We start from the raw sequence: 12,258 nt of genomic DNA on the forward strand, positions 1-12,258 counted from the left end.
ACAGGACGAGGGAAGCACATGCCTTCCAGCGCGCAAAAGCGGCGAGAGCAAGCCCGCTGCGCCGGTGTCACGCTGAGCTATTCGGCGGGGTTGACCTGCGGCGTCAGCACCGGAGCGGCGGCGGGCGCATCGACCCGTGCCTTGCGCCGGCCGAGCCCCGCCAGCCATTTGCTCAGTCGGTCCATGTAGAGGAACAGGACGGGGGTGATGAACAGGGTCAACAACTGCGACACCACCAGGCCGCCGACCACGGCGACGCCGAGCGGCTGGCGCAGCTCAGAGCTCGCGCCAGCGCCGACGGCGATGGGGATGGTGCCCACCAGGGCTGCGAACGTCGTCATCATGATCGGGCGGAACCGCAGGATGCAGGCCCGGTAGATGGCGCTCTCCGGCTCGGCCCCCTCGCGCAGCAATTGCAGCGCCACGTCGATCATCATGATCGCGTTCTTCTTGACGATGCCGATCAGCATCAGGATGCCGATGATGGCGATGACGCTGAGATCCAGACCGAAGAGCTGCAAAGTGGCGAGGGCGCCGAGTGCCGCCGCGGGCAGGCCGGTCAGGATCGTGAACGGATGCACGAAGCTCTCGTAGAGGATGCCCAGCACGATGTAGATGGTGATGATCGCGGCGAGCAGCAGGATTCCCTGGTTGGCGAGCGACTGCTGGTAGATGTCGGCGTCGCCTGAATAGACCGTGGTGATCGACGGCGGCATGCCGAGCTTGCCCTTGAGCGCGTCGACGGCGGCCGTCGCATCGCTCAGCGATTTGCCGGGCGGCAGGTTGAACGACAGCGTCACGGCCGGCAGCTGGCCGAGCTGGTTGACGGAAAGCGTGCCGCTGGTGCGCTCGATGCGGGCGAAGGCGCTGATCGGCACGAGGGTGCCGTTGGCCGAACGGATCCGGACCGTGTCGAGCAGGTTGTTGCTCCAGCCGTAGCGCGGATCGAACTCGATGATCACCCGGTAGCTGTCGCCGGTGTTGTAGATCGTCGAGATCTGCCGCACGCCGAAGCCCGAATACAAGGTCGAGCGTATCTGGTCGGCCGAGATGCCCAGGGCGGTCGCCTTGTCGCGGTCGACGGCCACCGTCGACTGCAAGGCGTTGGCCTGCAGGTCCGACGAGACGTCGACGAAGGCCGGGTCGGCGCGCATGGCGTCCGTCATCTTGACGGCCCAGTCATAGAGCGTCGACTGCTCCAGCCCCTGCAGCACCAGCTGGTACTGGCTCTTCGTGCGCGTGGTGCCGAAGCGCAGGTTCTGGTTGGGGATCATGTAGGTCTGGATGCCGGGGATGCGCGCCAGATCCCGCCTGAGCTCGGCCAGGACCACTTTGAGCTCGGGGCGCTCCGCCTTGGGCTTGAGCTCGACGAAGCCGCGTCCCTGATTGACCGTGCTGTTGGTGGCGCCGATGATCGACGCGGCATGCTTGACGTAGGGGGAGCGGCGGAAGGTCGCCTCCACCTCGCCCTGCAGCTTTGCCATCTCGGCGAATGAAATGTCCTGCCGCGCTTCCGTCGAGATCGACAGCTGGTCGATGTCCTCGATCGGGAAGAAGCCCTTGGGTATGACGACGAACAGGTAGGCGGTGGCGCCGATGGTGGCCAGGAACACCATGAAGGTGATGATCTTGAAGCGCAGCGCCGCCTTCAGCACGAAGTCGTAGGCGCCGAGCATGCGGTCGAAGCCGCGCTCGAGCAGCCCGCCGATGCCGCGCCGCGCCTCCTCGTGGCTGAGCGGCCTGGGCAGCATGCGCGAGGCGAGCATGGGGGTCAGCGTCAACGAGACGAAGGCGGAGGCGGCGAGCGCGCAGGTGACGACGACGGCGAACTCGTGGAAGACGCGTCCGACCACGCCGCCCATCAGCAGCACCGGGATGAACACGGCGACCAGCGACACGGTGATCGAGACGATGGTGAAGCCGATCTCACGGCTGCCGTCGAGCGCCGCCTGGAACGCGCTTTTGCCCTCCTCCTCCATGTGCCGGTAGATGTTCTCGACCATGACGATGGCGTCGTCGACGACGAGGCCCACCGAGAGCGTCAGACCGAGCAACGAGATGTTGTCGATCGAAAAGCCCAGCAGATACATCGCGCCCAGGGTGGCGATGATCGAGATGGGCACGGCCAGACTCGGGATGATGGTGGCCGAGAGACGGCGCAGGAACAGGAAGATCACCAGGATCACCAGCCCGATCGTGAGCAGCAGCGTGAGCTGTACGTCCTCGACCGCATGGCGGATGGACGTCGAGCGATCGATCAGCGTCTGGATCTTGGCGGATGGCGGCAATTGCGCCTGGAAGGCGGGCAGCATCGCCTTCACCTTGTCGACGACGTCCACGGTGTTGGCGTCGGGCTGGCGCTGCACGGCGAGGATGATGGCGCGCGAGCCGTCGTGCCAGCTGGCGGTCTGATTGTTCTCGACCGAGTCGATGACGTTGGCGACGTCCCTGAGGCGCACCGGACGGCCGTTGCTGTATGCGACGATGACGTCGCGAAACTGAGCCGCCTTTTCCATCTGGGTGTCGGCCTGGATGGTCAGGTTCTGGCTCGGGTTCTGCAGCGTGCCGACGGGCGTCGAGGAGTTGGCCTGTGCCACGGCGTTCTGCAGCTGGTCGACGCCGATGCCGCGGACCGCGAGGGCATTGGGGTCGGCCTGTACCCGGACGGCGAATTTCTGACTGCCGTAGATCAGGAGCTGGGCAACGCCGTCGATGGTGGAGACGGCCGGCGAGATGACCTGCTGGGCGAAGGCGTCCAGCGTCGACAGCGGCAGCACGTCGCTCGTCAGCGTCAGCAGCAGCACCGGCGCGTCGGCGGGATTGGCCTTGCGGAAGCTCGGCGGCGTCGTCATCTCGATCGGCAGCTGCCGCTGGGTGCGCGTGATCGCCGACTGCACGTCCGCCGCCGCCGCGTCGATATTCCGGCTCAGCGCGAACTGAATGTTGATGACCGTGTTGCCCTGGGTGCTCGAGGCCGACATGGAATCGATGGCGGGGATCGTCGCGAACTGCTTGATCAGCGGTGTCGCGATCGAATTTGCCATGGTGTCGGGCGAGGCGCCGGGCAGCTGCGCCGTCACGCTGATGACCGGGAAGTCCGTGTTCGGCAGCGCGGCTACGGGCAGGAAGCGGTAGGCGAACAGGCCGCCGATGACCAGCGCCGCCGACATCAGGATGGTCGCGACCGGGTGCCGGATGCAGAATTCAGAAACGTTCACGGGCGTTCCTCGGTACCGCCATTATATCAGGAGTGGTCGTCGCGGTGGACGGCAGCTTCGTTCTGCGATCCGGCGGCGCTGCCGCGCGTGCTCTCGGTGACGCGGGTGCCCGGCCCGATGCGCAGCTGCCCGTCGACAACCACGTGCTCGCCGGGCTTCAGCCCCGTCTCGATCGCCGTGCGGTCCCCTTCGGCGCCGAGCACCGTCACCTGGCGCGCCTCCACCGTCTTGTCGGACTTGACTACGTAGACATACGAGCCGTTCTGGCCGATCTGCACCGCCGGGGAGGGAACCGTGACGGTGTCGGGCCGCTGGTCGAGGTCGACCTGCACGTCGACATACATGCCGGGCCAAAGTCGCAGATCCTCGTTGGCGAAGTTGGACTTGGCCACGATGGTGCCCGACGCGGTGTCGACCGAGCTGTCGAGGAAGTCGATCCGCCCGGTCGCCAGCACCGTTTCGGTGCCGGGCAGCAGCACGCGCACGGTCGGCAGAGGCTTGCGCAGCATGGCGGTGCGAATACGGGGCAGTTCCCGCTCCGGCAGCGTGAAGGCGGCGCGGATCGGCTTGACCTGGGTGATGGTCACGAGGCCGGTGCCGGTCGGATCGCTGGCGCTCACCAGATTGCCGGGGACGACCCGGACGGCGCCGATGCGGCCGGCCATCGGCGCGGTGATCCTGGTGTAAGAAAGCTTGATCTTGTCGTTGGCCAGGGTCGCCTGGTCGGCGGCGACGTTGGCGTCGGCACTCTTGGCGTCGGCCACCGCCTGATCGAGCGCCGACTGTGCAGCGGCGCTGCGGGCCAGCAATTCCTTGGTGCGGGCGAGCGCCGCCCGCGCACGCTCGGCCAGCGCCTGGTCGCGCGCGAGCGTCGCCTCGTCGCGGGCGATGGCCGCCCTCACCTCCTTGTCGTCGAGGGTGAACAGCGGATCACCGGCGTTCACCATCTGCCCGTCGGTGATGTGCTGCTCGAGAATCTGGCTGTCGATGCGCGACTTCACCACCACCGACGCCGGCGTCTCGACGATGCCGATGGTGCGGCGACGGATCGGGAAGGAGACGTTCTCGGACAGCGCCGTCACCACCGCGACTCCGCCGCCGCTCTGCCCGCTACCCTTGGCTGCCTTGGCTGCATCCGCCGGTACCGTGGGCCCGGGCTGGCCCGTCAGCCGCGCGGTCGCCGTGTGCAGCAGCGGCGCGAGTTGCTCGCGATAGCGCATGCCGGCGGCTGCGGCGGCAAGGACGATCACCGTGAAGACGAGGGTGCGCGTGCGCATGGAACGTCGTCGTCCTTTCAGGCCGCGGCCGGCGCGTGGGCGGTGGCGGGCGCTCGTTGCGCCGCCGGGGCATGGGCGAGGCCGGCCGTGAAGATGTGGGCGACGATCGCCGCGGCTTCGCCGCGCCGGGCGGGCTCACTGGTCACCGCCAGGAGGCGGATCGCGCCGAGCACGGCGTCGGCCGCCACCTCCGGATCGATGGCGGCGAACTGGCCGTCGTCGATGCCGGCTCGGATGATCTGGGCGAAGCAACTGCGCAGGCTGCGGACCTTGCGCCGCACCACGCTGCGCGCCCGCTCGCCGATGCGGTTGTCGGTGCCGTCGGCAACCGTGAGCGCTGCCGCATCCCGTCCGAACGCGTCGAGAACCGTCGCGATGGCGGCGCGCAACGTGTCGGCGGCCGGAGCGCTCGCGGCGGCCTGGGCGCGGGTCGCGCCTTCCACTGCATCGAGCCGCTCCCCCATGGCCTCGATGAACAGGTCCTCCTTGGCGGCGAAGTAGCGATAGAGCGTCGGCTTGGCGACGCCGGCCTCGCGCGCCACGTCGTCCATCTGCACGTCCTGGTAGAGGCGGACCGAAAAGAGGTGGACGGCGGCCGCAACGATGCGCCGGCGGCGGTCCTCGCTCGCATTTCGAAGTGAACCCGCAACCATGATCGGCGACCTCAAAGCCCTTGCCATCATATCAGACGCAACCGTTCGGCGCCGGATTGAACTGGCGAGTTCAGACCTTGTCAAATGAGGATTTTGTAAGGTTGCCCGTCGCCGCGTCCTGCCGCGCCGACAATCCCAGGTCGAGGGGCCGCTCGGCTGCGGCTCAATCTTCGCCCAGTGGATGCAGGTCGCGCACCATCGCCTTCAACCGCTCGTCGAGGACGTGGGTGTAGATCTGCGTGGTGGCGATGTCGGCATGACCCAGCAGCTCCTGCACGATGCGCAGGTCGGCGCCGTTTTGGAGGAGGTGACTGGCGAAGGCGTGGCGTAGTACGTGCGGGCTGACGCGGTGGCCGGCGATGCCCGCCGCCGCGGCGGCGGCCTTGAGGTCGCGGGCGAAAGCCTGGCGGGTGAGGTGGCCGCTCTCGCTGTCGGCCGGGAAGAGGTGCGGGCTCCCGGCGGGGCGCGCCGCGTCGAGCAGCGTCAGGTAGTCCTGCATGGCCGCCTTCGCCGCGTCGGTCAGCGGCACCAGGCGCTCCTTGGCGCCCTTGCCGACGATCACCAGGAAACGCTCGCGGGTCAGCGCCGCGCTCCGCGGCAGCGAGACCAGCTCCGTCACCCGCAGGCCCGTGGCGTACAGCAGCTCCAGCAGGCCGCTCAGCCGGGCGGCGCGCAGCCGCTCGCCGCGCGGCCGTGCCGCCTCGTTGATGCCCTCGCGGACGACCGCGAGCAGGCGGTCGACCTCGGCCACGGAGAGGATTTTGGGCAGCGGCCGGCCGAGCTTGGGCCCTTCGATCGCGTTGGTGGGATCGTCGGCCCGCTCGCCTTCCGTGAACAGGAATTTGTGGAGCTGGCGCACGGCCGAGAGCCGCCGCGCCGCGGACGAGGCCTTGAGCCCGCGCGCGTGCACGTCGGCCAGATAGGCGCGGACGGTGGCCGCGTCGGCGTCGAGCGGGCCTCGGCCGAGGCTGGCGAGGAAGGCCGTGTAGTCGGCGAGATCGCGGGCATAGGCGTCGAGCGTGTTGCGGGCGGCGCCACGCTCCGACGCCAGCATGTCCAGGTAGAGGTCGACGAGCGCCTGATTGCCCATCTTCGCTCCATCAGCATCCGCGCGGCCGGCGTCGGCGCAGCGCGGCGCGCGGCTCACTTGCCGAGCTTGTCGGCCGGAATGGTGACGACGATTTCGCGCAGCTCGGGCTGCACCAGAGTCACCAGGGCGATCATCGCGCCGTAAGCGAGAGCGAAGATCAGGCCGACGAAGACGAGAAACCGAAACAGCGTCGGCACGACACCTTCCTGAACGTCACGCGGGGAAGCGGCGCTGGGTTGAGCATATCCTCCATGCCGGGCCGGGAACGCAAGCCCCGGGAGCGGTGGGGGCCGCATTACATGGCCGGTCCAGTCGTGATATCGACACCGCATGGATACGCATCAGCTGGCCGCTGACGAGGGCAGGAACGGGAGCGACCCTCGCGCGGCCCTCATTCGCCGGCACCTGGGCGAGCGCTCGCTCGTTCTCGTTGGACTCATGGGCTGCGGCAAGAGCACGGTCGGCCGGCGCCTGGCGGCGCGGCTCGACGTGCCCTTTGTCGACGCCGATGCCGAGATCGAGCGCGCCGCCGGCAAATCCATTCCCGAGATCTTCGCCCAGCACGGCGAGACCTACTTCCGCGACGGCGAGCGGCGCGTCATTGCCCGTCTGCTGCGCGATGGCGGCCGGGTCCTGGCAACCGGCGGCGGCGCCTACATGGAGCCCTCCACGCGGGCCCTGATCGCTGCCCGCGGCCTCTCGGTGTGGCTCAAGGCCGAGCTCGACGTGCTGATGCGGCGGGTGCGCAAGCGCGGGCACCGGCCGCTGCTTCAGACCGCCGATCCCGAGGACACGTTGCGGCGCCTGATGGCGGAGCGCTATCCGGTCTACGCGCAAGCCGACCTCACCGTGGCCTCCCATGAGGCGCCGCACGAAACCGTAGTCGAGAGCGTGCTCGCGGCCTTGGCGGCGCGTGCCGAGGCCGTCCTTGCCGACGAGAGCTCATCATGACGTCCCCGTCCGTGCGGCCGGCCGAGGCCGGCGAGGCTCACACCGTCCGCGTCGCGCTGGGCGAGCGCGCCTACGATATCCGCATCGGCCGCGGCGTGACGGCTGCGGTGGGTCCGGAGCTCGCGACGCTGGCGCCCGGCGGCACCGTGGCCGTCGTCACCGACACCACGGTCGAGGGCCTCTACGGTGCGGCGGTGCGGAGCGCCCTGGAGCAGGCAGGCCTGCGCTGCACCCTCGTCGCCGTGCCGGCGGGCGAGGGGGCCAAGGGCTGGCGCGAGCTCGAGCGCATCACCGAGGCGATGCTCGCCGCCAAGATCGAGCGAGGCGATCTCGTGCTGGCGCTCGGCGGCGGGGTGGTCGGCGACCTCGCCGGCTTCGCCGCCGCCATCCTGCGCCGCGGCGTGCGCCTGGTGCAGATGCCGACGACCCTGCTGGCGCAGGTCGATTCCTCCGTGGGCGGCAAGACCGGTATCAATTCGCCGCACGGCAAGAACCTCGTCGGCGCGTTCCATCAGCCGTCGCTGGTCATCGCCGACACCGGGCTGCTCGACACCTTGAGCGAGCGGGAGTTCAAGGCGGGCTATGCGGAGGTGGTCAAATACGGCCTGATCGACGACGAGCCCTTCTTCAACTGGTGCGAGGCGCATTGGGCCGGCATTATCGCCGGCACGGACGCGCGCGAATACGCGGTGGCCAGGAGCTGCGCGGCCAAGGCCGCGGTGGTGGCGCGCGACGAGACCGAGACGGGCGACCGGGCTCTGCTCAACCTGGGGCATACCTTCGGCCACGCGCTGGAGCGCCTAGCCGGCTATGATCCCGCGCGGCTGGTGCACGGCGAAGGCGTGGCCATCGGCATGGCGCTGGCCTTCCGCTTCTCGGCGAGTCTCGGTCTCTGCCCGGGCCAGGATGCCCAGCGTGTTGCCCGCCACCTCGCCCAGGTCGGCCTCCCGACGCGCCTTCAGGACGTGCCCGGGGGGGCCGGAAGCGCGGATCAGCTGCTGGACGCTATGGCTCAGGACAAGAAGGTGTCGCGCGGAGCGCTCACCTTCATTCTCGCCCGCGGCATCGGGCGAAGCTTCATTGCCAAGGGAGTCGATCCGGCGGAGGTGCGCGCCTTCCTCGCTCGCGAGCTCACGACGGCGTAGACCATGGCCGACATCGATCTGACCCCCGAGCTCTGGATTGCCGTCGGCATCGTCGCCTTGTGCCTCCTGATGTCGGCTTTCTTCTCCGGCTCGGAGACCGCCCTGACGGCGGCCTCGCGCGCGCGCATGCATGCCCTGGAGATGGGCGGCGACGCGCGGGCCGCGATCGTCAACCGGCTGCTGAGCATCAAGGAGCGGCTGATCGGCGCCATGCTGATCGGCAACAACATCGTCAATATCGGCGCCTCGGCCTTCACCACCAGCGTGCTGGTGGCGCTCTTCGGCGATGCGGGCGTCATCTATGCCACCGTCGGCATGTCCGTACTGGTGATCATCTTCGCCGAGATCATGCCGAAGACCGTGGCGATCAAGTCGCCGGAGCGCGCGGCGCTGCTGCTGGCGCGGCCGGTCTCGTTCTTCGTTGCGCTGTTCGGCCCGGTGACGCTCGCCATCGAGTGGTTCGTGCGCGTCGTGCTGCGGCCGTTCGGCCTGCGCTTGGCCGAGAACCAGGCGGTGCTGTCCGCTTCCGAGGAGTTGCGCGGCCAGGTCGACCTGTTCCACCGCGAGGGCGGCGTGGTCAAGGACACCCGGGACATGCTGGGCGGTCTGCTCGATCTGGGCGACCTGGAGGTCTCCGACCTCATGGTCCACCGCACCAAGATGCGCACGCTCAACGCGGACCTGCCGCCGGTGCAACTGGTGCGCGAGGTGCTGGCCTCGCCGCACACCCGCCTGCCGGTGTGGCGTGGCACGCCCGAGAACATCATCGGCGTGGTCCACGCCAAGGACCTGCTGCGCGCCCTCTATGCCGCCGGCGGCGATGCGGCAAGGCTCGAGATCGCCGCTGTCGCCTCGGAGCCGTGGTTCGTGCCGGATACCAACCCGGTCGAGGACCAGCTCAAGGCCTTTCTCGCGCGCAAGAACCACTTCGCCCTGGTGGTCGACGAGTACGGCGAGGTAATGGGGCTGGTGACGCTGGAGGACATCCTCGAGGAGATCGTCGGCGACATCAGGGACGAGCACGACCTCGCCGTGCAGGGCGTGCGGCCGCAGCCCGACGGCGCCGTCTTCATCGAGGGCAGCGTGCCGATCCGCGACCTCAACCGGGCCATGGACTGGCACCTGCCCGACGAGGAGGCGACGACCATTGCCGGCCTCGTCATCCACGAGGCCCAGACCATCCCCGAGCCCGGCCAGGCCTTCACCTTCCACGGCTTCCGCTTCCAGGTGATGCGCCGCGCCCGCAACCGCATCACCCTGCTGCGCGTCACCCGGCTGATGGCCCGCCAGGCCTGACGTGCGGCACGTCCGCTCCCGCAAGCCGTCAGGGATGGGCAAGCGAGAGCTCGGCGGCCGGCGGGGCGATCGCGTCAGGCGGAAGGAGCGCCATCCCCGCTGATGGCGGAGGGGTCCATCCACATCGGCTCGAACACGTTGCCGTCCGGATCCGCGAAGGCCCGCGAGTACATGAAACCCAGGTCCTGTGGCTCGCGCACGTCGGCTTTGCCGCCGGCCGTCGCTGCGGCCGCGACGACGGCGTCCACCTGCTCGCGGCTGTCGAACGAAAGGGCGAACAGCGCGGCGCTCGTGCCGTGAGCGTCGGCAATCGGCTTCTGCGTGAAGGTCGCGTAATAGTCGCGCGTCAGGAGCTGGAAGACGATCGTATCCGACCAGACCATCGATGAGGCCTTCTCGTCGCTGAACTGAGCGTTCTTCTCGCAGCCGATCGCTTCATAGAAGCGCGTCGCGGCCCCAAGGTCCTTCACCGGCAGGTTCACGAAGATCATTTTAGGCATGCGTGCTTCTTTCGATTTTGCGCGACTGCGGTCCCGCGTGGGGCGCCGTTCGCGCGGTCCATGTCCATAGGACGACCGGCGCGGGCCAGCTCCGACATCGCGCTAAGAAATAGAGACCTCAAGCGGCTCGACGACCGCCGGAGGCGGCCGCGGTGTGGTCTGAAAGCGCGGGGCTAACCGCCTGCGGCGGCATGGCGGGCCTCGGGGGCCTGTTCCTGCTGTGCCGCGCCCGCCATGAACTGCGCCCTGGCCAGACCGGCGAACACGCCGTCCTTGGCGACGAGTTCGTCGAACGAGCCGGCTTCGATGATCGAGCCCTTGTTGAAGACGAGGATGCGGCCGGCCTCGCGGATGGTCGCCAGCCGGTGGGCGATGACGAAGGTGGTCCGCCCCTTCATCACCTCGCTCAGCGCCTTCTGCAGCTTGCTTTCGGTTGCGGCATCGAGGGCGCTGGTCGCCTCATCGAGGATCAGGATCGGCGGGTCCTTGAGCAGTGCGCGGGCGATCGACAGGCGCTGGCGCTCGCCGCCGGACAGCGAACGGCCGCGCTCACCAACGACGGTGTCGAGGCCCTCCGGCTGGCGGGCGATGAAATCGCTCGCCTGGGCCCGTTCGAGCGCTGCGTAGATCTCGGCATCGGTTGCATCGGGCTTGCCGGCCTGCATGTTCTCGCGGATGGACCGGGCGAACAGCATCGGCTCCTGGAAGACGACGCCGATGGCGCGGCGCAGCGAGGTGAGCGTGACGTCGCGCAGGTCGGTGCCGTCGATCAGGATGCGGCCCGATTGCGGATCGAAGGTCCGGTGCAGCAGGGCGAGCGTGGTCGATTTGCCGGAGCCGGTGGAGCCCACCAACGCGATCGTCTCTCCGGGCCTGGCGGTGAACGAGACATCGAGCACGGCAGGCTTGCGTCCGTCATAGGAGAAGCTCACGTCGTCGAAGGCCACCTCGCCGGCGACCTTGCCCAGGGCACGGGCGCCGGGCCGGTCGGCGACCGTGGCCGTCGTGTCGAGCACCTCGAAGAACTCACCGATCTTGGCACCCTGCATGAAGATGAAATTGACGAAGCCGACCGTCTGCTCCAGGCGCGCGATCAGCAGCGTGGCGAGGTTCATGAACGTCACCACCTGGCCCACCGTGGCCTGGCCGTTGAGGTTGAGCCAGGTGCCCATCAGGAACACCGCCAGCACCGTCAGCGTCGCCGAGGCGCGGCTGGCGATGCTGGCCAGCGCCCACCACGACAGCACCGGTCGCTGCGCCGCCAGCAGGCGGTCGATGGTGGCGCGCATGGCGCTGACCTCCGCCTCGACCCTGGTGAAGCTCTGGATCACCGGTACGTTGCCGAGCGCGTCGGAGGCCCGCTCCGCCAGGTCGGTGTGATAGCGCTCCACCGAGCCCTGCAGGCTCTCGGTCTTGCGCAGCACGACGAAGGTGAGCGCAGCGAAGACGCAGACCAGCACGAGCAGCAGCAGCCCGAGCTGCCAGTTGATGATCAGGCTCGCCGGGAGCAGCACGCCGAGCGTGACGAACGAGGCGCAATGCTCCCGGAAAAACGACAGCCACAGCGAGGCCATGCCGTTGCTGCCCTCGATCATCACCTTGAGCACGCGGCCGGAATGGGTGGAGCCGTGAAAGGCGAGCGGTAGCGACAGCACATGATTGAAGTAGGTCGCCACCATGGCGAGGCGGCGCCGATGCGACAGCCGGTCGGCGTGCAGCGCCACCAGCGCGCCCGCCGCGATGGTGAACAGGCCGAAGCCGACCCAGGCGCCGACCAGCGGCGCCAGCGTGGCGAAGGTCGGCGGCGCCTGGGCCGACTGAGCCTTGGTCAGCACGTCGACGATGCGACCGAATAGCACCGGCTCGGCGAATTGCGCGACTGCCAGCAGCACATTGGCGAGGGCGAGCAGCAGCACCAGGTCGCGCTCGTCGCGCAGTTCGGAGAGAATGCGGATGTAAAGGCGCAGAAGGCTCATGGCGCAGCGTCCACGATCCACGGCGTACGGCCGCGTATCGGCCCTGCTCTGCCCTGTCTGCCGAGGTCAAGCAAGTGCTTTAGAGCATTTCCGCGTTTCTTCGAATCGCCAAAATGCTCTGTTTGTTTGATTTGTTGCGTTTTCTTCACGCG

The 12,258-nt window shown here is 68.6% G+C and carries 10 protein-coding genes; 3 read left to right on the plus strand and 7 right to left on the minus strand.

Features of this window, described 5'->3' with window-relative positions; genetic code table 11:
• Positions 1-77 precede the first annotated feature (77 nt).
• The 5 genes from IEW34_RS20360 to IEW34_RS20380 form a co-directional block, all read right to left on the minus strand.
• Entirely contained in the window at positions 78-3,218 is a 3,141-nt protein-coding gene (locus IEW34_RS20360) for an efflux RND transporter permease subunit (RefSeq protein ID WP_188611050.1), read from the minus strand.
• 26 nt (positions 3,219-3,244) lie between these two features.
• Positions 3,245-4,495: an efflux RND transporter periplasmic adaptor subunit gene (locus IEW34_RS20365; RefSeq protein WP_188611051.1), complete on the minus strand. Its 1,251-nt coding sequence runs from the start codon at positions 4,493-4,495 to the stop codon at positions 3,245-3,247.
• Positions 4,496-4,512: 17 nt separating this feature from the next.
• Positions 4,513-5,148: a TetR/AcrR family transcriptional regulator gene (locus IEW34_RS20370; RefSeq protein WP_188611052.1), complete on the minus strand. Its 636-nt coding sequence runs from the start codon at positions 5,146-5,148 to the stop codon at positions 4,513-4,515.
• 163 nt (positions 5,149-5,311) lie between these two features.
• On the minus strand, positions 5,312-6,238 hold the full coding sequence (locus IEW34_RS20375; RefSeq protein ID WP_188611053.1) for a site-specific tyrosine recombinase XerD: 927 nt from the start codon (positions 6,236-6,238) through the stop codon (positions 5,312-5,314).
• A 53-nt stretch (positions 6,239-6,291) separates the two neighbouring features.
• Positions 6,292-6,435, minus strand: a complete 144-nt coding sequence (locus tag IEW34_RS20380) for a histidine kinase (RefSeq protein ID WP_188611054.1) — start codon at positions 6,433-6,435, stop codon at positions 6,292-6,294.
• A 133-nt stretch (positions 6,436-6,568) separates the two neighbouring features.
• On the opposite strand from IEW34_RS20380, the gene IEW34_RS20385 reads away from it, so the two are divergent.
• Genes IEW34_RS20385 through IEW34_RS20395 form a run of 3 tightly spaced genes read left to right on the plus strand, consistent with a single transcriptional unit; the run spans position 6,569 to position 9,630 of the window.
• On the plus strand, positions 6,569-7,189 hold the full coding sequence (locus IEW34_RS20385) for a shikimate kinase (protein ID WP_188611055.1): 621 nt from the start codon (positions 6,569-6,571) through the stop codon (positions 7,187-7,189).
• Positions 7,186-8,334 (plus strand): 3-dehydroquinate synthase, encoded by a 1,149-nt coding sequence (gene aroB, locus IEW34_RS20390; RefSeq protein ID WP_188611056.1) that lies wholly within the window; start codon positions 7,186-7,188, stop codon positions 8,332-8,334. Before IEW34_RS20385 ends, aroB begins: the two co-directional genes overlap by 4 nt.
• A gap of 3 nt (positions 8,335-8,337) precedes the next feature.
• Entirely contained in the window at positions 8,338-9,630 is a 1,293-nt protein-coding gene (locus tag IEW34_RS20395) for an HlyC/CorC family transporter (RefSeq protein WP_188611057.1), read from the plus strand.
• A gap of 74 nt (positions 9,631-9,704) precedes the next feature.
• On the opposite strand, the gene IEW34_RS20400 is transcribed toward IEW34_RS20395, so the two are convergent.
• Both IEW34_RS20400 and IEW34_RS20405 read right to left on the minus strand, forming a co-directional pair.
• Positions 9,705-10,130, minus strand: coding sequence for a VOC family protein (locus tag IEW34_RS20400; protein WP_188611058.1), 426 nt, complete (start codon positions 10,128-10,130; stop codon positions 9,705-9,707).
• Between the two features lie 173 nt (positions 10,131-10,303).
• Positions 10,304-12,106 (minus strand): glucan ABC transporter ATP-binding protein/ permease, encoded by a 1,803-nt coding sequence (locus IEW34_RS20405; RefSeq protein WP_188611059.1) that lies wholly within the window; start codon positions 12,104-12,106, stop codon positions 10,304-10,306.
• Positions 12,107-12,258 lie beyond the last annotated feature (152 nt).

Origin of the sequence: Chelatococcus reniformis, assembly GCF_014640075.1 — a bacterium.
Lineage (GTDB): Bacteria > Pseudomonadota > Alphaproteobacteria > Rhizobiales > Beijerinckiaceae > Camelimonas > Camelimonas reniformis.